This window comes from Lentisphaera marina, assembly GCF_028745505.1.
Taxonomy (GTDB): Bacteria; Verrucomicrobiota; Lentisphaeria; order Lentisphaerales; family Lentisphaeraceae; genus Lentisphaera; species Lentisphaera marina.
Map to the genome: position 1 here is coordinate 188,061 of NZ_JAQZZL010000002.1, position 25,298 is coordinate 213,358.

21 protein-coding genes are annotated in these 25,298 nt (G+C 39.2%); 14 read left to right on the forward strand and 7 right to left on the reverse strand.

Annotation, left to right across the window (positions count from 1 at the left end; genetic code table 11):
- The first annotated feature begins 11 nt into the window (after nt 1-11).
- Entirely contained in the window at nt 12-2,840 is a 2,829-nt protein-coding gene (locus PQO01_RS11780; RefSeq protein WP_274314228.1) for a metallophosphoesterase family protein, read from the forward strand.
- On the opposite strand, the gene PQO01_RS11785 is transcribed toward PQO01_RS11780, so the two are convergent.
- Together PQO01_RS11785 and PQO01_RS11790 are read right to left on the reverse strand one after the other, a co-directional pair.
- The gene (locus tag PQO01_RS11785) at nt 2,841-3,536 is read right to left on the reverse strand and encodes an SDR family NAD(P)-dependent oxidoreductase (RefSeq protein WP_274314229.1); all 696 of its coding nucleotides are present in this window, start codon (nt 3,534-3,536) and stop codon (nt 2,841-2,843) included.
- A complete protein-coding gene (locus PQO01_RS11790) occupies nt 3,533-4,108 on the reverse strand; it encodes a nitroreductase family protein (RefSeq protein WP_274314230.1) in 576 nt (191 codons plus the stop codon). The genes PQO01_RS11785 and PQO01_RS11790 overlap by 4 nt, the downstream gene beginning before the upstream one ends.
- Before the next feature lie 246 nt (nt 4,109-4,354).
- Here PQO01_RS11790 and PQO01_RS11795 point away from each other — a divergent pair, with 246 nt between their 5' ends.
- From PQO01_RS11795 to PQO01_RS11805, 3 genes are all read left to right on the forward strand, one after another.
- Nucleotides 4,355-4,780: an Hsp20/alpha crystallin family protein gene (locus PQO01_RS11795; protein WP_274314231.1), complete on the forward strand. Its 426-nt coding sequence runs from the start codon at nt 4,355-4,357 to the stop codon at nt 4,778-4,780.
- A complete protein-coding gene (locus PQO01_RS11800) occupies nt 4,780-5,103 on the forward strand; it encodes an Hsp20/alpha crystallin family protein (protein ID WP_274314232.1) in 324 nt (107 codons plus the stop codon). Before PQO01_RS11795 ends, PQO01_RS11800 begins: the two co-directional genes overlap by 1 nt.
- A 98-nt stretch (nt 5,104-5,201) precedes the next feature.
- Nucleotides 5,202-6,587: a DegQ family serine endoprotease gene (locus PQO01_RS11805; RefSeq protein ID WP_274314233.1), complete on the forward strand. Its 1,386-nt coding sequence runs from the start codon at nt 5,202-5,204 to the stop codon at nt 6,585-6,587.
- A gap of 86 nt (nt 6,588-6,673) precedes the next feature.
- Here PQO01_RS11805 and PQO01_RS11810 read toward each other — a convergent pair whose 3' ends face one another.
- On the reverse strand, nt 6,674-7,369 hold the full coding sequence (locus PQO01_RS11810; protein ID WP_274314234.1) for a type II secretion system protein: 696 nt from the start codon (nt 7,367-7,369) through the stop codon (nt 6,674-6,676).
- Nucleotides 7,370-7,613: 244 nt separating this feature from the next.
- Here PQO01_RS11810 and PQO01_RS11815 point away from each other — a divergent pair, with 244 nt between their 5' ends.
- The 9 genes from PQO01_RS11815 (at nt 7,614) to PQO01_RS11855 (ending at nt 20,689) form a co-directional block, all read left to right on the forward strand.
- Complete coding sequence (locus PQO01_RS11815; RefSeq protein ID WP_274314235.1) at nt 7,614-8,594, forward strand: AAA family ATPase; 981 nt, start codon at nt 7,614-7,616, stop codon at nt 8,592-8,594.
- 4 nt (nt 8,595-8,598) lie between these two features.
- Nucleotides 8,599-9,465: a DUF58 domain-containing protein gene (locus PQO01_RS11820; RefSeq protein WP_274314236.1), complete on the forward strand. Its 867-nt coding sequence runs from the start codon at nt 8,599-8,601 to the stop codon at nt 9,463-9,465.
- The gene (locus PQO01_RS11825; protein WP_274314237.1) at nt 9,462-10,220 is read left to right on the forward strand and encodes a hypothetical protein; all 759 of its coding nucleotides are present in this window, start codon (nt 9,462-9,464) and stop codon (nt 10,218-10,220) included. Before PQO01_RS11820 ends, PQO01_RS11825 begins: the two co-directional genes overlap by 4 nt.
- Nucleotides 10,217-11,140, forward strand: a complete 924-nt coding sequence (locus tag PQO01_RS11830) for a vWA domain-containing protein (protein ID WP_274314238.1) — start codon at nt 10,217-10,219, stop codon at nt 11,138-11,140. Before PQO01_RS11825 ends, PQO01_RS11830 begins: the two co-directional genes overlap by 4 nt.
- 5 nt (nt 11,141-11,145) lie before the next feature.
- Nucleotides 11,146-12,129, forward strand: a complete 984-nt coding sequence (locus PQO01_RS11835) for a vWA domain-containing protein (protein ID WP_274314239.1) — start codon at nt 11,146-11,148, stop codon at nt 12,127-12,129.
- A complete protein-coding gene (locus PQO01_RS11840) occupies nt 12,129-12,875 on the forward strand; it encodes a hypothetical protein (protein WP_274314240.1) in 747 nt (248 codons plus the stop codon). Before PQO01_RS11835 ends, PQO01_RS11840 begins: the two co-directional genes overlap by 1 nt.
- A gap of 18 nt (nt 12,876-12,893) precedes the next feature.
- The gene (locus tag PQO01_RS11845; protein WP_274314241.1) at nt 12,894-16,574 is read left to right on the forward strand and encodes a thioredoxin family protein; all 3,681 of its coding nucleotides are present in this window, start codon (nt 12,894-12,896) and stop codon (nt 16,572-16,574) included.
- Nucleotides 16,575-16,882: 308 nt separating this feature from the next.
- Nucleotides 16,883-19,174, forward strand: a complete 2,292-nt coding sequence (gene katG / locus PQO01_RS11850) for a catalase/peroxidase HPI (protein WP_420792929.1) — start codon at nt 16,883-16,885, stop codon at nt 19,172-19,174.
- A 159-nt stretch (nt 19,175-19,333) separates the two neighbouring features.
- A complete protein-coding gene (locus PQO01_RS11855; RefSeq protein WP_274314243.1) occupies nt 19,334-20,689 on the forward strand; it encodes a sulfatase in 1,356 nt (451 codons plus the stop codon).
- 4 nt (nt 20,690-20,693) lie between these two features.
- Here PQO01_RS11855 and PQO01_RS11860 read toward each other — a convergent pair whose 3' ends face one another.
- The 3 genes from PQO01_RS11860 to PQO01_RS11870 are packed head-to-tail and all read right to left on the reverse strand — an operon-like array spanning nt 20,694 to nt 24,252.
- Nucleotides 20,694-21,086 (reverse strand): YbaN family protein, encoded by a 393-nt coding sequence (locus PQO01_RS11860; protein WP_274314244.1) that lies wholly within the window; start codon nt 21,084-21,086, stop codon nt 20,694-20,696.
- Nucleotides 21,087-21,133: 47 nt separating this feature from the next.
- Complete coding sequence (locus tag PQO01_RS11865) at nt 21,134-22,900, reverse strand: trypsin-like peptidase domain-containing protein (protein ID WP_274314245.1); 1,767 nt, start codon at nt 22,898-22,900, stop codon at nt 21,134-21,136.
- On the reverse strand, nt 22,897-24,252 hold the full coding sequence (locus PQO01_RS11870; protein WP_274314246.1) for a PDZ domain-containing protein: 1,356 nt from the start codon (nt 24,250-24,252) through the stop codon (nt 22,897-22,899). The genes PQO01_RS11865 and PQO01_RS11870 overlap by 4 nt, the downstream gene beginning before the upstream one ends.
- Nucleotides 24,253-24,330: 78 nt before the next feature.
- On the opposite strand from PQO01_RS11870, the gene PQO01_RS11875 reads away from it, so the two are divergent.
- Entirely contained in the window at nt 24,331-24,807 is a 477-nt protein-coding gene (locus PQO01_RS11875; protein ID WP_274314247.1) for a thermonuclease family protein, read from the forward strand.
- Here PQO01_RS11875 and PQO01_RS11880 read toward each other — a convergent pair.
- Nucleotides 24,804-25,295, reverse strand: a complete 492-nt coding sequence (locus PQO01_RS11880; protein WP_274314248.1) for a hypothetical protein — start codon at nt 25,293-25,295, stop codon at nt 24,804-24,806. The two genes, PQO01_RS11875 and PQO01_RS11880, sit on opposite strands and share 4 nt — an antisense overlap.
- Nucleotides 25,296-25,298: the final 3 nt, after the last annotated feature.

Sequence of the window (25,298 nt, forward strand, 5' to 3'; positions counted from 1 at the left end):
GTGATTAGGGGATGCGCTACGCTATTGTAACAGATATTCACGCTAACTGGCAGTCGTGGGATGTTACTTTAAAAGATATACGCAAGCGTGGTGTTGATAGCATTCTATGTTTAGGCGATGTGGTGGGTTATGGCCCCTCGCCTGTACGAGTACTCGAGAGTACTTATGAGAATTGTGACGGATTTATCTTAGGTAATCACGATGCTGTTATCGGCAATCGTTTGGATTCCGACCTCTTCAATGATCATGCAAAGCATATCATTGAGTGGACCCGTCAACAAATGAGTGAACAAGCGGTCGATTTATTTGCTAACATGTCTCTGAGAATGGAAGGCCCAGGTTTTGAGTGTGCTCATGCCGAATTGGCGGTTCCTGGTCGTTTTGGTTATATATATCAGGCAGAAGATAGTTTGGAGTCTTTTAGTTCGACTAAATCACCATTGATGTTTGTAGGCCATACTCATTTGCCGGGCTATTTCCAATGTGATATTAGGCGCGGTGAAGTTAAAAAATGTGACCCCATCAAGTTTCAGGTACAAGAGGGTTTTCGTTATTTAGTTAATGCGGGCTCAACTGGAGATCCACGTGATGGAAGTCTTAAATCGAGTTATGTAATTTATGATGCGGAAAAGCAAACGGTCGATTTTTGCTATGTCCCATTTGATGTAGAGGCTTATAAACAAGAAGTCTTAAAGGCTTCAATTCCAGCTAGGAATTACTTTTTACAGGTTTACTCGGGCCAGCTCGAAGAGACAGATACCCTACGTGATATGCGTATTTCTACAGAAGGAATGGCAAAAGAAGTCCGTCGTAAATCAGTTAAACTAAACTCAAATTCTTTTAAACGTAAGAATGTGAACTTCCGTAAAGCTGATACTCGACGTGCAGCGCAACGCGCGGCATCTTCAAAAAATTTAGAGGAGGGTTCAAAGCGAAATATTAAGCCTCAAACTGATCCTAGTAAGAAGCAAAACCTAATTCTGATAGGATCAGGTGTAGCAACGGTGTTGATGGTGATTATTTTACTCGTGGTTTATTTTATGGGGGCCGATGAGAAAGATGACGTACTTGCGCAGCAAGGGGCGGCAGAAGAAGCCAATAATCCTGCTCAAGAAATTAATGAAGCTCAAGTTAATGAAAAAGCATTAAAGAATGTCATTAGCGATTCCAAAACAAAAGTTGAAGCTCAGATAGAGGATGACTTTGAAGTAAGAGAAATTCCTGTTGATGAACTCGTACTCAATAAGCGGGGTTACACAAATATTTCTGATTTTGATACGAATAAAGAAGGCTGGCTTGTTCATTCTCCTGTATCTCGTAGAGCTATTTATAGAAGCGAGGAACTAAACCCTACTTTCATTAAATCAGCCAAGTTTAGAAGCTATGATTTATTCCATACGAAAGTGGATGATAGTTATAATAATTCTAAGTTTAGAGTTTACAGCCCTGCTTTTCTTTTAAATAAAAAATTCCTGCATTTTCAGAAAGATTATAAGGGAGACAGCATAAAGCTATATCTTTTAAAAAATGGGGCGACGAACGTTGAATCTATTTTGCCCTATAATGAAGATCAAAAAGCTGTTGCTATTATGAACCTTGATAATTTTGAGAAAATCAGCCACCGTCTTTTAATTGATGGTAATAACGTTGAGGGGTCAGATTACATTCAATTAGATAATCTAGGTCTTTCTAATGAACCATCCAGTAATTTTGTACGAAGGCCTTTATCATCAGGCTCTGGTGTAGGAAGAGATTTTGTCAAATCTTTAATCAAAGAGAATCCAATTGATTCTATTAAAGATATGCAATCTTTAGAAAAAGATTTGTTTGGTGTGAATGCGAAGGTATTGAGGGAGCAGGTTTCAGAGCTCAATCAACTTTACGATGAAGCTTTAGCTTATTTGAAAAGTAAAGATGTTCAAAAGATTGACTTGCAACTGGCTGGTATGACCGAGCCTAAAAAACTCGAAATACGTACTGGGGAATCAGGAAGTGTTTTTACTGTTACAATAGATGGTCATGAATTTAGCTTTTATCCATTTGAACTACATCCACAACAAATTATTAGCCTTTCTGATAAGCAATTAAATATCACTAAGCTAATAAAAAAATATTCTTCCATGAATGACTTCTTTAATAGTGAAGATTTTGCAGCCAATGGCTTATATAAAAAGTTTAATTATCGTGTCTACGCTAATCAAATAAAGCTCAGTAGTAAAAAATTGAATGAAGCCGTGAAGGTGTTGCTCAACTCAAAGTCAGCTAATGCAAGCTTTAAAGCTTCAGGCCAAGGTGACTTTAAAATTAAATTACCTTATTTGATGTCAATTAATGAGATCGATATCGAAGGTCTGGACTCTGGGAAAGTGCTTACTGTGAGCCGTGACTCAAAAGCCTTATGGCATGGCGTTGGCGAACAAAACTCATTTATGGTGACTCAGTATAATTCATTTTTAATGGGTAAAGACATTTCTGCAAAAGCTAAATGGGATGGAAAGAACTTATCTCAAAATGAGGTGTTAAATATTAATAAATCATTTGATGCCGATACTGCATTTTCTCTTAGTTTTGAGCAGGCAAGTCAATCAGATTATGTGCGCCTGCTTTTTTGGTCATCGGTTGGTTTAGAGGATGACAAAACTGTTTACCTAAAAGTACGTCATCTAGAAGATGGGCTTAAGAATAGAAAAACGACTTTCCAGGGTGTGCTTCGCCCCTACAAAGGCCTTAACTACATCACTTTGTCTTTACCGTCTGAGAAACTCAAATCTTTGGAGTTTGAATTTGAGACCGATGATTTGATAGTTATACGTTCTTTGAAGCTCTTTAGAACGAAGTAATTAATTCATTTTACGAATATCAATAAAAGAACCTGATGTATATTCGAGTAATTTCTTAAAGATATTTGGTAGTTTATCAGCAAGTTCATCGGCTGTAGGCATGTTTTCTGTACCTCTGGCATTTTGAATGCGTTGTAAGGATGTGAAGTTATCGGTTTCTGTGATTGAGCAGAGTTGATCTTGCATAGCGGTGTCTACCAAGCCTGGAGCGAAGGCGCAGAAGTGGGTATTTTGAAATTCTTTAGAATAGAGACTCGTCATCATATTGAGAGCGGCTTTTGATAGCGAGTAGCCACTCCAGCCGCGATTACCATTTACTGCGGCACCAGATGAAAGGGTGATGACTTGAGAGCAAGTTCTTTCACCGCAAATATAATCAATCAATTCTTTATTTGCCCAAAGATTAATATCTATCATAGCTTTAAGCTCTTCTAGCTTTGCTGCAGATAAATCTTGGATAGTCCCCAGAACTCCAGCATTGAGAATGGCTAAGTCAATATTTGCATTATGACTTAGAAGTTCATTTAGAGACCCCTTGATAGAGTCGAGATCTTTAAGATCACAGCAAATCCATTTTACTCTACTATCGGGACAAGGGCGGCGACTCAATCCATAAACGTCAGCACCTTGGTCTAAATATTTTTTAGCTAGAGCAAGGCCAATGCCACTACTAACACCACTAATGAATATTTTCACTCTTTGATCCAAGTTACCTTTTCTTCAACAGAAGATTTGCGAAGCCCATCATGAACTTCTTCCGCAGGGTAACCTAAATGGATAAAGCCAATGACTTTATCTTCGGCACCGTCCAGGCCTAAAGCTTTGGGTGTTTCAGAGAGGTGGCTAATAGATGATCCCCAGTATGAACAAATACCATGAGCTTCAGCTGTGATTAACATATTTTGAGTAGCAGAAGCTACAGCACAAAGTTCTTCAATCGCAGGGATCTTACAACCTTCAGTTCTTTTCATGCCGACCGCAATAATGACTTGTGCTGCCAGGGCATTACTTTGCCACTTAATAAGTTTTTCCGGCGGGTATACATCAGGATTTAAGTCAAAGACTTCTTTCAGTAAAGCATGAAACCTATTTTTGCCTTCTCCGCAATAAACGGTGAGACGCCAAGGCTCGGTACGCCCATGGTTTGGTGCCCAGTTGGCGCTTTCTAATATTTCAGTTAAAACGCTAGGTGGAATGGCTTGTTCGGAGAAGTTGCTAGGTTTTACTGTTCTTCTTTTAGATATGATTTTAAATACATCGCTACTCATGATTCTACCTTAAATATTTTGTTTTATATAATCTAGTCTAATTTGAATAGGAGAAAATCGTTCTTGTGTCAAAATATCACTAAAAGAGCGTCAGCTTTGCGTCAGTGTGACAGTATAAGATTTGTTCTATTTAAATATAAAAAGTTGTAAGTTGTTTGTTGGCTTGTGTTTGTTGATCACTTAGGGGCTTCGTGCATTGAGTTTTTTGTGATGTGTTCAACTTAAACAAAAATAAGGAGCAACACAATGCAAAATAGAAAAAGCTTAATGGACCCATGGTCTTCACTAGATAAAATTTTTAATAACTTTAATCATTTTATCCACCAAAATGAAATCGAGACTGGGCCGCGAGTTCACACTCATAAAAGTGAGAATGAATTGATACTTCACTTTGAATTACCAGGAGTAAATCCCGATAAAGTTGAACTCAATTATAAAGATGACACTTTAACCTTAAAAGGTGAGCGTGAACAGCTGGTTAAAGCCAAACAGAATTTACTAAGAAGCGAGAGGCCACATGGTGCTTTTGAAAGAAGTTTTGTTCTACCTTTTAAAATAGATGAGGAAAAAGTGAACGCGCAGTATAAAGATGGGATCCTCACAGTAAATCTTCCTCGCGAAGCTACACAAAGTAGTAAAAAAATTACCATTCAAACTAAAGGAGCCGCATAATGAAAACGAAAATCCAACCATTAGTCGATATTATTGATTTCGAGAAAGCTTTCTATCTCTATTTTGATTTACCTGGAGTTAATGAATCTAATTTAGACGTCGATGTTGAAGCCAATATTCTAAGTGTACATGCTAAGCAAACAATTGGTGATCCAAGTCATCCTGAAACTTACCGTGAAAAGATCTATGAATCGCGATATGAATTAGGAGAAACAATTGATGTTGAAAAGATTAACGCAAAACTCGATCATGGTGTTTTAAAGCTAGATTTACCTAAAATAGCAAAAAAATCACCCTCAAAAATCAAGATTGAAGTTGCTTAGTTATGAAAAATCAAAAAAATGGAACATCTTAATTTATCAATTGCTAGCTCATGCTCTTTTGAGCTAGCTCAAATTATTACTCAATCCATGGAGATAGCATGAAAAAATTTCTTTGTTTCACAGCTATGGCCTTACTTTCAAGTCCAGTTTTAGCTGATGCAGATGTAAAAAATGAAATTACTCAATTAAAACAAACTAGCCGAGCCTTTGCGCATGTCGCGAAAAAAGTTTCGCCCGCAGTTGTACAAATACGTGTTGAAAAAGACGTGGACCGTCGTGGTGGACGAAATAATATGCAAGATGAATTCTTGCGTCGTTTCTTTGGTCAGCAGCCTGAAAGAAATCAACAAGATGAGCAGCCACGGAAAAAAAAGCGTGAAGAAGTTGGCCAAGGTTCCGGTTTTATTATTTCCAAAGATGGTTATGTCTTAACTAATAATCATGTTATTGGGGAAGCCGATCATATTAAAGTGACTTTAAATGATGGTCGTGAATTGGAAGCCAAAATTATTGGTAAGGACCCCAAGTCTGATGTTGCCGTTGTTAAAGTAGCTGCAAAAGATTTGCCCGTCTTAGAATTAGGAGATTCTAGTAAGTTAGATATCGGTGAGTGGGTAATGGCTATTGGTAATCCATTTGGCCTGTCTTCTACGGTTACGGCAGGCATTGTTTCCGCTAAAGGTAGAAATAGCGTAGGTATAACGGATTATGAAAACTTCATACAGACTGATGCAGCCATTAACCCAGGTAATTCTGGTGGACCTCTAGTTGATTTAGATGGTAAAGCTGTAGGAATTAATACAGCAATCTTCAGTCGTAGTGGTGGCTATATGGGCATCGGTTTTGCCATACCTATAAACATGGTGAAGAATATTACTGAACAACTCATTGCCGATGGTGCTGTGACTCGTGGTTTCATAGGTATTTACATGCAGGAATTAACCTCTGAATTAGCGGAAAGTTTTGGCGTGAAGTCAGGGATTCTTATTTCTCAAGTAAGCCCAAGTTCGCCAGCTGAAGAAGCAGGACTGAAATCAGGTGATGTGATTATTGAACTCAAAGGTAAAGCGATTAAAAATTTAGCTGAATTCAGAAATAATATTGCTATGGAAAAACCAGGTGATAAAATCGCTTTAAAAATCATTCGTGAAGACAAAGAAAAATCTATGAAGATTACTGTTGGCTCACGAGAAAAAGTTTTGGCGAAGACCGAAAAATATGGCCTTATAGTTGAAGAATCTTCTAGTGTAGAGGCAAAGAAATTTGGTTCTGATCTGCCAGAGGGCTTAGTGATCACGAATGTTAAAGCAGACTCAATTGCTGAAGATGCTGGTTTGAGATCGGGTATGGTTATTGCTCAAGTTAATCGTCGTTCTGTGACAAATATGAAGCAATATAACGAAGCTTTATCATTGAACCCAGAAAGAGCTTTGCTACTTATTAAAGTTAATGGTGTATCTCGTTATGTACTATTGAAAAAGTAGTACTAAGAAACAGAGAATAAAGAAGAACTGTATTTTTCAATACAGCTCTTTTTTATGGTGCCCGAGGCTTTAAATTCTCATTGAGCTTATTGCTTATTCATAAAAATTTGATAAGTGTTGGCTTGGAGGTGGTATTTTAATCGAGTATCGACGTGCCCATCGACATAGAGGACGTTAAATTTGGTATCTTCATGTGGAGATGTCATGTCAGTGTCGATATCGCTTGTTTTGCCGATTACGCTGTACCAAGTTTTACCTAGATAACTTCCGGCATGACTCCATTCACTTGTCATTAGGCAATCAGCAGGTGAATTTACTTCGTTAAATTTAAAAGGGTCAGGGTTATTGAAATTACGGTTGAGCCCCCAGTCATCAGTCCCCAAATGTGCGCCATTATTAAATGAATAGGATCTACGGACTTTTGTCGCATCAGAAGATGAGATTTCATCAGATGGGCAAAGATAAATATTTGAGTCGGACATATCCGTTGTGCTAATACCCTGAGTTCCTGCAATTACTGCATCACTTAAGTTTCTCTGGTCATAAGTCGCGAGCTGATCGTCCCAGCTTAAATTAGTGACTCCAGCAGGTGCAGGCGGGATGAAATCATTATTGTCATCTGCATACATATAGGTAGTTGCACCGATCTGTTTTAGCTGAGATTTACATACCCCCAACTTAGCTGTTTTTCTTGCCTTTCCTAAAACGGGCAATAATAAACTGGCTAGGATGCCAATGATGGCGATCACAACTAATAATTCAATGAGAGTAAATTTTTTCATGATCAGTCCTTATGTATTTTGCGCTGAGAAATATAAAATCCTTATTAGTTGAATTTCCAGTAATTCTGTATAATTGACACTTTTATCACGAAAGTTGCATTTTTGTACCTTAACTAAAGCCTCCTAGCGCAAAAGCTCAGCTCTGAACTTGTATTAGACTTGAAAAGCCAGCGTCGAAAGTGCCTATTAAACAAAGACTTTCAGTTTATTAGTTTACGGGTGAAATTTAGTTAGGGAGTGTGTTTTGAGTGATAAGTCAGAAGCAATAGATTTTATACAGAGAGTAAGAAGTCAAGTAGGCAAAGTGGTCATCGGTCAAGATGAAGTGGTGGAACGTGTATTGATTGCCTTGTTTACAGGAGGGCACTTACTCCTGGAAGGTTTGCCAGGTTTAGCAAAAACGCTATTAGTCAATACAGTGGCGAAAGCTGTCGATTTAGAATTTAGTCGAGTGCAGTTTACGATTGATATGTTGCCTTCAGATATATTAGGCAGCGAAATTTTAGATCAAAGTAAAGGGAGTTTTTACGTTAACAAAGGTCCAGTTTTCACCAATTTGTTACTCGCCGATGAAATCAACCGTGCCGCGCCAAAAGTTCAGGGAGCACTACTTGAATGTATGCAGGAGCGGAAAGTGACTATAGGTAAAGAAAACTTTAAATTGCCATCACCATTTTTAGTAATCGCGACTCAAAATCCAGTTGAGCAAAGTGGAACCTTTGAACTTCCCGAGGCTCAATTAGACCGCTTTATGATGATGCATCGTCTAGGCTACCCAAAAGAGGCAGATGAATTCAATATTTTGACTCAGCAACTCGGCTTGGGGCTAAGCAAAAATGACAAAGGAGGAGCCGTTCCTCAGAGTGCTTTTGATCTCATTGAAGATAAGTCAGTTGGCGGCTTGGAAGATTTAGTGAAGGTTATGGAAATGATCCAAGGCGTTCATGTAAGTGAAGTTTTTACTCAGCATTGCTTACAACTCGTGAGAAAAACGCGCGATAATCCCCTAATTGAAATGGGCGCAAGTCCACGTGCAGGTTTAGCTTTAGTACAAGCCGCGCGGGCTCGCGCTTTTATTCATGAACGTGATTACGTTATCCCTGAAGATCTTTTTGCTTTAGCAGAAGATGTGGTTCTGCATAGGATACGTCTAACTTATGAAGCTTTGGCGGAAGGGCATAGTGGACGAGAAGTCTTGCAGCAGAGTTTAAATCAACTAGGGTAATTTATTGAACTCCGCATCAACACCCAATGATCATCTCGATGAGAAACAATTTGCTTTAGCAGTTAAACGTTTAGCGGATAGTTTGGCCTATGGTGCGGATAGCTCACCCTTTTTAGGGGGGGGGATAGATTTTGTTCAATCTCGCCAATACAGCCCAGGTGATTCAGTCAAATCAATTGATTGGCGCGTCACAGCACGAACGGGAAAAGTATTTGTTAAAGAATATGAAGCGCCTAAACAAATGCCCATGTACATCATTTTGGATACATCGGCATCAATGTGTGTAAGTTCCTTAAGAATGAGTAAGTATGCTTGGGCCGTGCAAATTGCTTCGAGTTTAGCTTTAGTGGCGCAGAATCGTATGAGTCCAGTAGGGCTTATGGGCTGTGGGGCTAAGGAGCGCGATTTACATTTTCAGCCGAGCTTATCGAAAAGCGTTGTGATGCAATGGGCACATAGCTTGCGACGCTATAATTTGGCAGAAAGCACATCTTTATCGACAAGTTTAAGGCGCTTGTTACCATCTTTGAAGAGTAAAAGTTTGTTGCTCGTTATTTCAGATCTTCATGATGCAGATGCCATGTCGGCATTAAAGCTCGCTAATCAAGAACATGATTGTGCGGTTTTATTGATGCGAGATCCGGCAGAAGAGGGTGAGATAGGTGGCGGCATTTTTCGTGCGCAAGAAGCGGAATCTGGCCATGCATTTATCAGTCATGGGAAAAAAGCTTGGTTTGCAGGCTCAAATTATCAAGATGAACTGACTAGAGCAGGGATTGATAATTTATTACTGAAAACAAATGAAGCCATGATGTCGAAATTACGCCATTTTTTAAAGCATCGTGATGTTTTAGGCAAGAGTCGTTTATGAAATTTCTATTCATCTGTCTTTTTGTTTTAGCGAACACAATTTGTGCCCTAGAACTTGGTGTAGCACATAATAAAAAAATCATTTTGCCAAGCAAGGACTGGAACTTAAAGTTTTTAGCGGATGAAGGTGATCTCGATTTACGCTTACTTTCAATTGAAGAACATGGAGGAAATTTTGAGTATGACTTTGAGGTCATTGCCAATGCTCCTGGTTCGTACAACTTACTGGATTTTTTGCGACCACCGCAAAAAACAACGATTAAAAATTTTGACCCCGTGTTGATGGAGTTTGAGACAGTTTTAGCAGAAGGTTTTAATGGAGAGCTAAGAGGTTATAAACAAAATGAAATTGAATTGTCCTCGTGGTATCAATTAACGACAAAGCTTTTAATAGGCATTTGGTTCTTGGGGCTAATTTTGATTATTTTCATTAAAAAGAAAAAACCAATAATTGTAAATGAACAACAAATTGAGCTCACTTTAGCTCAATACCTCTTATCTCGTTTAGAGAAATTAAATCAAGGTCAATCAAATAAGGAACTATGGCAAGAAGTCGAACTGAGCTGCATTCAGTTTTGTCGTGAGCAATTAAAGCTTCAAGATTTATCTGGTGCAGAAGTATTTGAACATTTAAAAGCAGATGCGGAAATCGCAAATCTAATTTTAAGTTTGGAAAAAGCTTTGCATGCCAATGAAAAAATAAACATGCAGAGCTTACTAAATCAAATCCATCATTTTGCTGAGGTCCGAGCATGAATTTGGAAACGATACACTTTTCATCGAGCATATGGTTTTTGTTGGGTATCTTACCATTAATCTTGATGTTCCAAGTTTTTTTAAGCAAGGGGCATTCTATCACTTTACCGATGGATGGAGGAAAGACTAAAAATCAAAAATACATAAAGTTTTTTTGTGATTTTGCCGGCTTATTTCCAAGTTTGATTCTGCTTGTTGTTATTTGTCTCTTGGCGGGTCCGAAGATCAAAGGGAAGCCAGAAGATGAAAAAATAATTTCCAATATTCAAATTTGCCTGGACTCATCGGGTTCGATGCGCGCAAACTTTGGAGGGAAAAACCGCTATGAAGTTGCGATGTCAGCAGTGAAAAATTTTACAGAGTATCGCAGCGGAGATGCCTTTGGCTTGACAGTTTTTGGATCAGAATACATTAATTGGGTGCCCGTCACTAAGGATACTTCTGCCATTGCTTTGGCAACGCCATTTTTGGCTCCAGATAGGATGAGTAAATGGTTTGGTGGAACCAATATAGCTAAAGCTCTGAAGGGATGTCAGCAACAACTCATGCAACAAGAAGAGGGCGATCGCATGATTATATTATTGTCCGATGGTGTGAGCAATAGTCCTAGCGCTACAGTGGATATGGCACAAGAACTGCGTAATAACAAAATTGTCGTCTATTGCATTTACATTGGTTCTGGAAATGGTAGTCCAGAAATGAATGCATTGGCTTCGATTACAGGGGGACAAGTATTTGGTGTCAATAATCCCAAAGCTTTAGACGAAACTTTTCGCTTTATTGATAAAATGGAAAAAGCTAAATTTGCTAAACGTGAGGCAAAAGAAGAAGATTATTACAAGCCTTTCTCATTGGCAGGATTGAGCCTAGTCAGCATTTACCTTTTGACTCTTTTTGGTTTGAGGTACAACCCATGGTAAGTACAATGATTGCAATACTAGTGGGATTAATCTGTTTTACAGCTGAATGGATTCATACTAAAAGAATTAAACGTCTAGCTAGTTTAAGTTTTGGGCCTGAAGCTAAAGCTCGAAAATGGACCGCCTTTGTACCCCTTGTACGAAGCTTAGCCTTTGTCAGTTTAACTTGGGGCTTGCTCGTTTTGATGGATTATCAGCAAGTGGCATTAGGTGATGAAATTTTGGAAGAAGAAATCCCAGCTGAAAAAGTTGAGCATGTCTTAATTATTTTGGATGTCTCCCCAAGTATGTATTTAAAAGATGCGGGAGTCGCTGGGGATTTACAGCGCAAAGTTCGTGCACGAGAAGTATTAGAATCAATGATGGAACGCATTAAAGATCCCCATGTTAAATATTCAGTGGTGGCGACGTTCACTGATGCCTTGCCAGTTTTAATTGATAGCTCTGACGAAGCAGTGATTGCCAATATTCTTGACCTACCAATGGATCAAGCTTTTACTCCCGGTAAAACAGATCTTTTAAAGGGAGTTGAAAAGGCTTTTGAAGTCGCCAAACCTTGGCGTCCGAATTCTTGCACCTTTTTATTAATCTCGGATGGCGATTCTACCTCTGAGATTGGTATGCCCGAGGCACCAAATTCACTCAAAGAATTTTTAGTAGCCGGAGTTGGAAGCTCGCAAGGTTTATTTATTGACGGTCACCAATCGAGGCAAGATACTTTGAGCTTGAAGCGTATAGCCAAGCGTTTGAGAGGTCAATACCAAGATGTGAATCAAAAACATTTATCAACTCAAGTATTGGGGGACTTAGCAGGTGAGCATGAAGATGGTACTAAAGGTTTTACTCTGCGAGAATGGGCTTTGTTAGCCTGTTTCTTAGGGAGTTTGATCTTAGCTTTGCTTCCATATATTCTCATCAAATTTGCTTTAGATCACAAAGAAAAAACTAATAAGCTCCGAGACTTATACGCATCTAGGAGTACGACTTGATGAAAAAGTATATCTTATTTTTGTGGTTGAGTTTACCAGTGTTTTGGGCCTATTTTCATTATGGAGAAGGACAAAAATATCTTTTGCAAGATCGCATTGCGGAACTGAAACAAGAAGCGGATCTGGCAAATGAAAAAGGTGAATGGCAAGAGGCTTTAACAATTTATGATAAAGCTTTGGATCTTATAGAAAAGCAAGACTTAGATAAAGAATTAGCGGCTTTGCGTTTAGCTAAATCAAAAATCTATCTAAATAATAAACAGATAGTAAAAGCGACCGAAGAAGTTGAGTCCTTGATGGAAATGATTTATGATAAAGAGATTCAATTAAACCAGGAAGAAAAGAATAAAGTCAGAGCATCTTTGGGACATAGTCTTTATTATACGGCATGGCATATGCGTCGCGAGGGTGTGGCAAAACAATATTGGAAGCAGGAACTAGAGAGCGCTCGTCAACATTTGCGTTTTTTAGCTGAAGGTTCTCCATCGAATCACGTGCAGTTATATAATTTGCAAGCGGCGATTGCCATGGGGCGAATGGATAGGAAAACTTTGAACTTAGAGGCTTTACCCGAAAAGGATTCTGGTCGTGGTTCACAAGGTGTCGGAGCAGGCCGTGGTGCAGTGGGTCAACAAGCAGGCCAGGGTCAAGGCGAGGGGTCTGGAGAAGGCCTTGGAGAAGGTGAAGGTCAAGAAGATGCCCGAGGTTCAGGTTTAGGCGAAAGACCGGAAGGTAGCGGGTCATAATTTTATTAAGGAGACAAAATGTATAAAGTAATTTTAGCAATCTTATTTTCTTGTTGGAGCCTGTGCAGTGCAGAGGTTCTGACAGAAGGTGTGCAAGCAGGGCAATGGACAATGGATTATTCCGCGGCAAAAAAATACGCCAAGGATAATAAAAAAGTTTTATTTATCAACTTCACGGGTAGTGATTGGTGCGGTTGGTGTAAGCTCATGGATAAAGCGGTGTTTTCAGATGCAGCATGGTCTGCCTTTGCTAAAAGAGAATTGAGTTTGGCGTATATAGATTTTCCTCAAAATAAAAGCTTAGTGCCAAGCAAGTTTGTTGAACAAAATGATCAGCTCAAAAAAAGTTTTCAAATCAAGGGGTATCCAAGTTATGTACTGATAGCGCCCAATGGTCAGACACTTTTAGGACGTTTAGGCGCCGAACGGAATACCACGGCTCAAACTTTTATTAATAAAGTCAGCGCCATGCTTCCCATCAATAGCGGTGAAGTTGCAGAGATCACTGTGATTAATCGTCAAAGTGAAGTCATCAATGATATCAATCAGAAGTTGCGGGACTTTGCTAAAGGTGATGGCTTTACTAAAAAAATTGTTTACGAAGATACTTATAATAAACTCTTGGAACTCTTAGGTAAAGATCCTGTTTTATTTAGTGCTCTGGATGTAGAAGGATTTGTAGAAATTATGGTCTATGGCGATGCGAGCCAAATGAATAAATTGATTAGCTTAGTGAAGAAAAGCGCCAATGCAGGGGCGCCAGAAGATAGCTTATACAGAGTGATTGATAATAGAGCGAAAGCTGAAAAATTAGACTTAAGTAAAACCTTTCTTTATATGAGTTTTTATTCGAGCTTTGGTCAAAGAGAGAAAGCGATGCAGCTCATGCCAGAAATGGATGAACTTAAAAAGATTACGAGCCTCAAGAAGGCTCAACCGTGGTTAGCCTTGCTCAAATCGATCAATAGCAAAAGTTATTTAGAGCTCTGTTTCACTTTACAAGAAAAAGACTTTCCAATTGATGATAAAGTGGTTCTTGTCAAAAATATTGCCGATCATTGTAGTTCTGCAGATAAAGACTTTATGGATAAATGGTTTAAATCAATTTTTGCCAATGAGGCTTTATTAGAAACACTCAAAAAGCATTTTGATGGTAAGATTGCAACGATTCAAAAGTCAAAAAACTACACTCAAAGAAGCATTGATTTGGCGAGCAATATGAGGGTACTTAATCATTTGTCCTCAGTCGATCTAGATGCAGGACTTTCTCGTACAGCTTTGCGACATTGGCAATTGGAATACGCTCATAGCTTACTTGAACGAAATAAGGAATCTAGGGCACCAGTCAATAATCGCAACAATGCTAAACGTGCGCCTAAATATGTAGCGTTTTCTACTCTTGTTAAAAATGTTCCATCAGGAAAAACTTTGAGTGCTTTAGGTCATGCTGAACAAGAATTATTTTCATTCCAAGAAGCCATTTCGCAATTAAAACAAGGAGTGTACTCAGAAAGTGCTTTCGATCGTTTATTAAGTTTTAAAGACTCATATCCTCAAACTATTGGTAGAATCTGTAATGAAGTTTTTACTGAGTGGGCACGGACGGTTAATCCCAATAGAAATAACATGTCTAGAACCATGCAAGTCCGCGGTCAAATGTTTAGGACAGAGCCCAAGGGCATCCCATTGACACGCTTGCGCCAAATCAAAAATTTAAAAGATTGTCAGGCAATGTTTGGCAAAGTTTTCAAAGCTGGGATTAAAACTGACCCTGCCGCTCAAGTTGCGGCATTTGTTGCATGTTTCAGCCAAGCTGAAGTCATTAGTGAAGATGATGTACGCTTAGTGTTTCAAGATTTAGATCAATTAGATGACAAAACTTTGCTGGTTCTCTGTCGCCATTTATTAGCCTTAGTTCAAAGAGATTGGGTCGATGATAAAAATCGCCAAAGAATTCAGTTGCAGTATCAAACCAATCGCAGTGAATCTGAAGCTCAGCAAGAAGCTCTTAATGCTTATCAAGCAGTGATCAATTTACTGACTGATCGCTTAAAAATTAGTAAAGATGATATACAATTAACAGTCAGTCTGGCTTCAGCTTCATATGACTTCGCGGAATATAAAAATAATAACAAACTATGCACTCCAGAAGAATATAGTGAATTAAGGAATAAAGCTTTTCAGGGCTTTAGAGATTGCGCAAGACTCTACGAGAGCCAACTAAAATCAAGACAATCTGAATACACCATAAATCCTTATACACAGTGGTTCAGCATTATTTTAGGTGCGAGTAATTTGCAGGGTTTGGAAATGAGTTCATCTGTTTCAGATATGCAATTAGATGAGCTCCGGCAACAATTATTTTCAATGGATGAGCAATGGCGCGATCGCCATATTAATATGTTTGGAGAATGGCTGAGTAAAACCTGGCCTCAATTACAGCCTCATGTAAAGCTTCCTTTCATGTCGGCGGCCAAATTTATCATGGGCGATCACCCATCGCTTAGCAAGATTACTTCCCAGCTTCAATTTTACGAAGATTTACTCACAGAAGTTAAACTCAATATAAAATTAGATGGTTCGAGTTCAGTAGGTCACAATAATGAATTTGGTGTTTATCTAAGTCTTCAGCATAGCAAGGAACTCAGTCGGGAATCTGGAGGCTTTGATAAATATGCGATGGGATCGGTAAATATTAATGGTAGAGGGGTTGTCAATTACCGTAAGAAATTGACGGATCAAATAAACAAGGGCCTGCAAACTAAATTTGAATTGGGAAGTATTACTTGGATTGTAGATCGTCCCCAGCCAATGAGTTTGTCCCGGAAACATTGGCAGGAGACTCCTTTAGCGTATTTAACCTTACGCTCCAAAGATGCCTCAGTTGATAAATTGCCAGAGATTATCATAGAAATGGATTTCAACGATGGGCAAGGTCAGGTCGTGCTTCCTGTAAAGTCAAACATCATAAGACTGTCGAGTAAGTCGCCAGAGTATCAATTGCGACCTTACAAAAATGCCAAGTTAGAACTTATACTCGATAGTCGTGGAGCTCATGAAGGCAAGCTGTCGCTGGAAATTCAGATGACTGGAGAGGGTTTATTACCAGATATAAAAGAACTATTGATAATACCAGAAACTTATGGCTTAAAGTTGAGTGCCGAAATAATTGAACCCTTGGTGACTCGTTATGAACAGAAAGATGATCGTACCATTGTGTCTTCAGAATTATCTTTGGATGTACCGCTTGACTGGCAAGGGGAAATGACAAAGTTTATCTTTCCCGAACTTAAGGTAGATGATATTCAGCTAGAATATAAAAAATATCAGGACGCCGATATCGTAGCTGCCAATAAAGAGGAATATTTGAAAGCGAAAGCCGCTAAGTCACCAAGTTTTTATGTGATCTCAACATTACTAGTTCTATTGTGTTTAGTGATCATCCTTAAAATATCCAAGAGTTTTGTCAGTTCCGAAGAACTTGAAAGAGTCATTGAGTTTGAACGACCGCAGCATATTAGTGCGGTTTCAGCGATTGCTTTCCTCAATCAAATTAAAAATTCAAAGCATGACTTATCATCTGATCCAGAATTAGAAGCCAATATAAAATTAATTGAAGAAAGTTACTTTGCTGAAAATAGCTCTCAGCTCGAACCTCAATTAGAAGAGCTCGTAGATAGTTGGTATAAACGCCTTTAAGTATTCGTGAATTTACTCAAGTTATTGGTCAAGGCCGTAAATTGTAACTATTTAACTTAAGGTATACTTAAAATAAGATTAATTTTATTCTTTAGAGAAAGAAGCTCATTTTCTTACAAAATATTTTTTTAATAAATAAAACTTATTATTGTTTATAAGTTTCATTTATTAGCTTTCAAGACCTCCGTCGAATAGGTTTATGTATCATCAAATACTTGAGGTGATACAATATTACAAATAAATAGTATAATCTATATATTAGGAGAAATCGTATGAAGGTGTATGAAACTAAATTTGTTCATTCATTTATGAAGAGAAGAATTGCAAAATGGGTATTTACAGCCTCTTGTGCAGCACTGCTAACTGCATGTAGTTCTAGTTCACATCACAGTTCAGAGTCTTCACAATCAGGTGGGAAATGTCCATTCACTGGAAAGAGCGCAAGTAGTGATGCAACTCCAGTTTCTTCATCTTATATGGCTCTTGATGATTGGTGGCCAAATCAATTGAATCTAAAGATTCTTCATCAAAATAATGTAAAAGGCAATCCACTAGGAGAAGACTTTAATTATGCAGAAGAATTTGAAAAACTCGATATAGAAGAAATTAAAAAAGATCTTCTGGCTTTAATGACGGACTCTCAAGATTGGTGGCCTGCGGATTATGGGCATTATGGACCCTTTTTCATTCGAATGGCTTGGCATAGTGCAGGTACCTATAGGAGTCATGATGGTAGAGGTGGTTCAGGAGATGGGACTTTACGTTTTGCACCTTTAAACAGCTGGCCGGATAATGGCAATCTAGATAAAGCACGTCGCCTTCTTTGGCCTATTAAGCAAAAATACGGGAATAAAATATCCTGGGCCGACCTAATGATTCTGACGGGTAATGTGGCATTAGAATCGACTGGTTTTCAAACATTTGGCTTTGCTGGAGGTAGAGAGGATGTGTGGGAGCCACAGGAAGATGTTTATTGGGGACCAGAACAGGAATGGTTAACGTCGAAACGTTACTCAGATGATGGTAACTTAGAAGAACCCTTAGCAGCTGCTGAAATGGGACTTATTTATGTGAATCCAGAGGGGCCTAACGGGAATCCTGACCCCTTATTGGCTGCGAAAGATATTCGCTTGACATTTGGAAGAATGGGTATGAATGATGAAGAGACGGTCGCACTTATAGCTGGCGGGCATACTCTTGGTAAAGCTCATGGGGCAGCGAGCCCCAAAGGTAACGTTAGTCCAGAGCCAGAAGCAGCACCTCTAGAAGCACAGGGGTTTGGTTGGATCAATTCACATGGTAAAGGTAATGCAGAAGATACCATAACCAGTGGTTTAGAAGGTGCTTGGACAGCAACGCCCGCACAATGGTCGCATATGTATTTTTCTAATCTTTTTGCCTTTGAGTGGGAGTTGACTCAAAGTCCAGCAGGTGCAAAACAATGGAAACCCGTAGGGAATACGGGAGATAATATTGTGCCTGATGCACATATCAAAGGTAAAAGACATGCCCCAATGATGTTTACTACTGACCTTGCTCTTATAAAGGACCCTGCATATCGAAAGGTCTCGGAAAAGTTTCATAAAAATCCAAAAGCTTTTGATGAAGCCTTTGCCAAAGCTTGGTACAAACTTACTCATAGAGATATGGGGCCCCATGCTCGACTGTTAGGTTCTGAAGTGCCAGAAGCACAGTTATGGCAAGATCCGATTCCATCAGTTGATTACAGTGTGGTGAATTCAAGCGATATTAAGTCTTTGAAAGAGAGTATTAGTAAGACAGGTTTATCAAATGCTGAACTAGTGCAAACGGCTTGGGCATCTGCCTCCACTTATAGAGCCTCTGACATGCGTGGTGGAGCCAATGGCGCGCGTATTGCTTTATTACCTCAAAGTAACTGGGAGATTAATAAAACTCAGAATATAAGTAAAGTTATTGATACTTTGAAGAAAGTTAAAAATGACTTTAATGTATCTCAAAGTGATGATAAAAAAGTTTCGCTAGCTGATTTAATTGTGCTAGGAGGATCTCTTGCTATTGAGCGGGCTGCTGAAAAAGCAGGCTTTACTATTGAAGTTCCTTTTACAGCAGGTAGAGCCGATGCGACTCAGGAGATGACTGATGTTGAGTCTTTTGCTTACTTAGAGCCAAAGATAGATGGTTTTAGAAACTTTTCAGGAATTAAGATGAATCGTCCAGCTCCAGAGTATTTAGTTGATAAAGCTAATTTATTGTCATTATCAGCGCCTGAAATGACTGTGTTGATTGGCGGTCTAAGGGTTCTAGAGGCAAATGCTAGTGATCCAAACCTAGGTGTTCTAACAACTACTCCAGGAGTTTTAAACAATCACTACTTTGTTAATTTAATGGATATAAACACCAAGTGGCAAAAGGCTGAAAAAGGCGAACAAATCTATAATGGATACGATCGTTCATCAGGAGCTTTGAAATGGACCGCTAGTTCTGTAGACCTTATTTTTGGTTCGAACTCACAGCTGCGAGCAATCGCAGAAGTTTATGCTAGTGATGACTACAAAGAAAAATTTGTTGATGATTTTGTGAATGCATGGACTAAAGTTATGAATTTAGATCGTTTCTAAAGTTCAAATCACAGGATTACTAAATTGGTTAAGAGCATTGGTTATATAACCAATGCTCTTTTGTTATTATATTCCTTGACAAGAAAGGCTTTAAATTGTATTTATTAGATATGAAGTTATTAATTTCCAGCTTATTTTTTAGTTCTTTTTTGTTTTCTTTTGAAAACAACAAATGTACTTTTTATTATCTCGGATGACCTTAGTGCGACGACTATAGCTTCCTATGGCAATAAAATTTGTAAAACACCAAATATTGATCGTTTAGCGCAAAAAGGAACCTTGTTTACCAGGGTCTATTGCCAAGCGACTTACTGTGGGCCTTCACGTGCGTCTTTTATGTCGGGTTACTACCCAGATGCAACGGGGGTGTTTGGATACGTTAGTGGTCGAAAAGCCATTGGTGACCGTGAGACTTGGGCTGAGTACTTTAAAAACCAGGGATACCATACGGCTCGAGTGAGTAAAATATTTCACATGCCCGTTCCAAAAGGAATTGAGTTGGGTTCCGATGGTTCAGATGATCCACGCTCTTGGACGGAAAAATATAATTGTCAGGGCCCTGAATGGAAAGCTTCAGGTGTAGGGGAAACTCTTGAAGGAAATCCAGATGGTACACGTCCCGTTGTCGGTGGGAATACCTTCGTAAGAGTTGAGGCTGAAGGTGATGATTTAGTTCATTCGGATGGGAAAGCCGCCCAAAAAGCCTGCGAACTTATTCATTCATATAAAAACTTGGATAAGCCATTTTTCTTGGGTGTGGGATTTGTCCGTCCACATGTTCCTTTTGTAGCTCCCAAAGAGTATTACAAAGATTATCCTTGGCAGGAAATTGTTTTACCAAAGAAAATGGAAGGCGACTGGGAAGACATCCCCAAGAAAGGTATTAATTACAAAACCAGTAAAAACATGAAGATGTCTATTGAGCAGCAGAAAAAAGCCGTTAGCGCTTATTATGCCTCTGTAAGTTTCATGGATGCTCAAGTAGGAAAAGTTTTACAAGCCTTAGAGGATTCGGGACAAGCTGATGAGACAATAGTTATTTTTACGAGTGATCATGGTTATCACTTAGGAGAACACGATTTTTGGGCAAAAGTAAGTTTAAAAGATGAGTCTATACGCGTGCCTCTAATTATCTCTGTTCCACAAGGAAAAGCTGCGCGTAGTGATTCCTTAGTCGAATTACTGGACTTGTTTCCCACTACGGCAAAAATGTGTGGTTTAGATATTCCCGAACGCCTTCAAGGTAAGGATATTTCAAAACTTTTGCAAAGTCCGCAAACAGAAGTTCGCGATGCCATTTTTTCTGCTAATAATAAGGGCTGGGTCATTCAAGGAAAACGCTGGTCATATATGAAATATAAAGGACCTCGTCCAAATGAAGAGCTATTTGATTTAAACAAAGACCCTAATCAATTTTTCAATCTAGTCAGCAATCCAGAATACAAAGTTGCATTAGATAAAATGCGTTTAGCGTTTACCAATAAAATGAAAGAGCTAAAAACAAACGATTTGTAATCAATTATTTCTTTTTACTAGGTGCATCGGGCTCTTTAAGTATGAACCAAGACCCGTAGGCGCCGGAGGCAATGAGGATGAGTCTAAGGTAGGGTTGCTGAAGTTTTGCGAAGCTAAAAGTCAGAAAAGTCCACATGCAGACAATCGCAATAATTTTGATTTTACGAGGAATGCCTTTCCCCTCCAAGTAGTCTTTTATGGGAGGACCAAATTTTGGGTGATTTAGGATTTTGTTATAACTAGTCTCGCAACTCTTAGAAAAGCAGAATGCCGCGAGAATTAAAAAGGGGGTGGTAGGCAAGCCTGGAAGAGGAATCCCTGCAATTCCTAGGCCAATGCATATAAATCCAGCTAACTTGAGTAGATTTCGAAGAACTGGATTTTTTACAATTTTCATATTTAAACTGAAGTGATGTGGAGTGGAAACTCCGCGTTAAAGGTGACTTACTTTGCTTGCGAGGCCATCGCCCGGAAAGTGGCAATGAATTGTCGGATAGATTGATTATCAAAGGCATTAGTACTTATCAATTTACCATCAATTTCATTGTCTTTACCAGTGTAAAATAAGTCTGCTTTCAGAGCGATGTCAGATTTCTCTTTATCCATGGTAAACTTTTTAGTTTTATAAAAATCTGGTGCTTGAGTGAGCTGCACAGGCGCATTGCCAACTAAACCAAGAAGAGTTTTGTTTTCAGCGGCTTTTGTCAGAAGAACTTCAATCCCAGGTATAGGGGCAGTTTGCTGTGAGGAAATTATGATGCCATCCCATTCTTTTTCGGTAATGGCCTGGTTTATCATTGAAACTGAAGTGGTCTCAGCACCTGAAAGTTGGATGCGGCGAATGAGTTCTTTATGATATTCATCATTGTTATGCACGAGAAGTATTTTTCGTTTTTTGAGGGGATAATGAACTCGAAGTGGAATACTAAGGGTATCGTTTCCACGCTTGACTTTGAAGATTAAAAATTTCGTTTGCTTTATGAGTTTAGCATCCATGAGGTCTTTAAAGTTCTGATCGTTTTTGATTTTAGTTCCATTGAGCTCAGTTATGAAATCATTGCGGTATAAGCCTGCTTTTGCAGCCGTTTTATTTTTTGTTAAACCGGCAATTCGTACACCATTCATATGGGGGAAATTATAGATGTATTGAACGTATTGAGTTACACGTTGTACAGCCATGCCAACTTCGGGGTAGTTGATCTCTAGGAGTTCGCCAATCTGGTAACCACTTGCAGGCATGGGATCATCTTCTACTAATTGGCATGTAATAGTGATTTTTTTATACGAGCCATCATTTTGACGACGTTGCACGCTAAGACTCGTGTCATCGCCGACTCTTTGGGTAACAAAGTCCCAATTAAAATCAAAGAAAGCTTCTTCGCTTGAGCCGTCAACCTCTTCCCCGTTCATAGCAACAATGATATCGCCCGCTTTAAAGCCAGCTTTTTCAGCAGGTGAATTAGGCGCAACAAAATCAATAAAAAGCCCACGTGGTGACTTCAATACACGGGCGAGTTCCTCTGTCATTGCCTTAGTGAAAATGAGAGGAGTTTCTGCACGCTTAAAATAACCATACTCTTTGAAGTGTTGAACAAGTGTTTTCGCAAAATTAATAGGTATAGAAAAGCCCAAGCCAGAGCCACTTTTCGCATAAGTATTGATTCCAATAACCTCACCATCAATATTGAAGAGTGGGCCACCACTATTGCCGGGATTAATGGCCGCGTCAGTTTGGATGACTTTTGTAAATGTGCCAATGCTAGTTTGAGCTGTGTTTGAAATAATCCCTTTAGTTAAAGTTCTCTTGAGTCCTAGGGGAGCTCCAAAGGCATAACATTCTTGTCCCGTACGGGTCGTTTTAGAATCTGCTAAACTGGCAATACTGAGTTTGTCTTTAGGTTTGATTTTAATAAGAGCCACATCAGGATCTAAAGAGAAACCAATAACTTGAGCTTGGTACTTTGATTCATCGTGAAGAACGACAGTAATTCTTTTGGCAACATCTTTAGGGTTTTCACGGTCCATTAAAGAAATCACATGACCATTGGTAAGGATGTAACCATCTTCTGAGATGATAAAGCCACTACCACCAGCATTTTCATGTTGGATCGAGACAACACAGGCATCGACTTTATCAAATAGCGCTTCGCCTTGGCTAAGAGCTAAAAGGCCATGAGAGAGTAGTAATAAGCAGAGGAGGATTTTTTTCATTTGTCAGCCTTTTTCGTTTTTTGTCCGATTGCTGTATTGAGAGAGACGAATTTGGAAACGCTACCATCGAGGAGTTTGATGAGGACTTCACTCTTTTTAGATAAGCGGATTTCATTGATAATTTTTCGTAGGTCATGTATGTTCGAAATCGTTTGGTGATCAATTTCTAAAATGATGTCTCCAGGGCTGATGAGTGGGCGACCAAAATAAGTAGACGTAGCTGCAGGACTGCCTTTTTCAATTGCGGAAACTAATACACCAGATTTTCTGTGTAGTCGATAAGAGTAGAAGTCCAAAGGCGTGATGTCGTTGATGGTAAGGCCCAACTCATCGACAGAAATACTATCCGGACTTGGTTTTTTGATGAATTTTATCACACCAGTTTTTTCTTTGCCATTTCGTTCAAATGTAATCGGACATTCACGGCCAATTTCAGCATCAAGTAGTTTACGGGCCTGAGATAAAATGGGGCGTCCTTTACGTGTGAAGGGTTTGTTATCAATGGAAGTAATAATATCGCCAGCTCGTAAGCCCGCTTCAGCTGCGGGGGACTCATCGATAACGCGAGTTACTAAAATACTTTGCTGACTAACATTCATAGCTTCGGAAAAATCTTGGTTGATGACTTTGTAGCTAAAACCATCCCATGGGACATCGGAGGGGTCATTGAGATCCTCGCCTTTTTCGACTTTCTCCAAGAGCTTACGGCAACCTTTCTCAAAGCTATCAGACATGATAACTCCATTGCCAACATAAATACCTACGACTTTCCCGTCTAAATTGAGGAAAGGCATGCCTACAGGAGAACTTCCCGCGGCGCGGTGATTGCTAATGCCATTGACGTAAATTAGGTCGCGATTACTTTCAAGGGTGCCTGCGACTGAACAAAGATTAACAAAAGGGACTTGTCCGAAATCGGCATTTGTGGGAGTGACTGAAACGAGGAATTCGCCATTTTTTAGTAGGGTCGGATCGCCAAATACGGCGGGGGTGAGTTTATCAATGGGAGCTTCAGAGTCGAGTTTTAAAATAGTGAAGCCCTTGAACTTGTCTGAATATAAATAAGATGCTTTGTACTCCTGCTCATCAATCCACACGCTACAGCTGACAAAGCGTTTTTGATCGAGGTAAAGAGTCGCAAGGTGCCCTTTCTTATCCATTAATAGACCGGTAATGGGGATGGCTTGAGTTTTGCCCTTGTTAATGTGAGAGATTTCCATGTAAAGGAAAGCTTTGCTACTTTTATCAGCAATGGAATTAACAGTACCTTGGAGCTCGTTTAAGATGTTTATATCTGCTTGCTTAGCGCTGAGTTGTGTTACCAACAGGCAGATGGCTAAAAATAATTTCATGTGTAATTCCCCATAAAGATTGACTTCCTACAAGCTAAGTTCAATTTATAAGATTAAAAGGACGGAAAAAGGAATAAAATGCCTTACTTAATAATCATTTTTGCCTTTCTGGCAATTTGTTCTGGCGAGGAACAAAAGCAAATTAATTTCTTTGCGAGGGCGGGTTTTATACCCGATGGCGATACAGTTTTTGTCAAGGGTGGTAAATATGATGGCAAAGCTCTTCGCCTCAAGGGGATTGATGCACCTGAAAGAACTCAGGCTTTTTCGAAAAAATCGAGGTCGGCTTTGCTTGCGAAAGTCAGTAAAGAAAAATTTAAAGTCATTGTACACGAGAGTGATAAATATGAGCGTTTTTTGGTGACGCTTTATATAGGCGATCGCAATATTAATAAAGAAATGGTGCAAGAGGGTTGGGCATGGGCCTACCGTTATAAAGGTGTGACAGAGCTTTATGAGGACGAAATGAAAAAAGCCCAGCAATTAAAGCTAGGCTTATGGAAAGATTCAAACCCCATGGCGCCATGGGACTTTCGCAAGAAAGGGAAAAATTAACGAACGATTTTCTTGGGCTCTTTTGGGGGGAGGTACTTAAATTTGTCTAATTGCAAAACGTGATCGCCAAGCCCTTCGCCGCGATACATGATTTTTCCTTGTATTAAGACTTCATCGCCACGCTTAAGTTTTTCAGCAATCTTCATATGTTCTTTACGACTGCGCATAGTTAAGTCGGAAATAACCCCTTTGCCACCCGGAAGTTTAATTTTAATTTCTGGAGCGACGGCACTAGTCTTGTTGACCGGGTTAGTTGTCATAGCGAATTCACCTTTCCATCGTACGACAGTACCTTTGATTTTCTCGAAGTTAGCTGCGGCATTAAGATTTTGTTCCCCACAAAATTTGTGGTAGTTTTCCCAACTAAGATTTTTCTTGAGACTAGCTGCCTGAGCATCACTTAGTTTTGGGCTAGAGGCTCTGGTTTTTTCTTCAGAGCATGAAAATAAAAGTAGGCTTGCGAGAAGTAAAATGAGTAATTTTTTCATAAT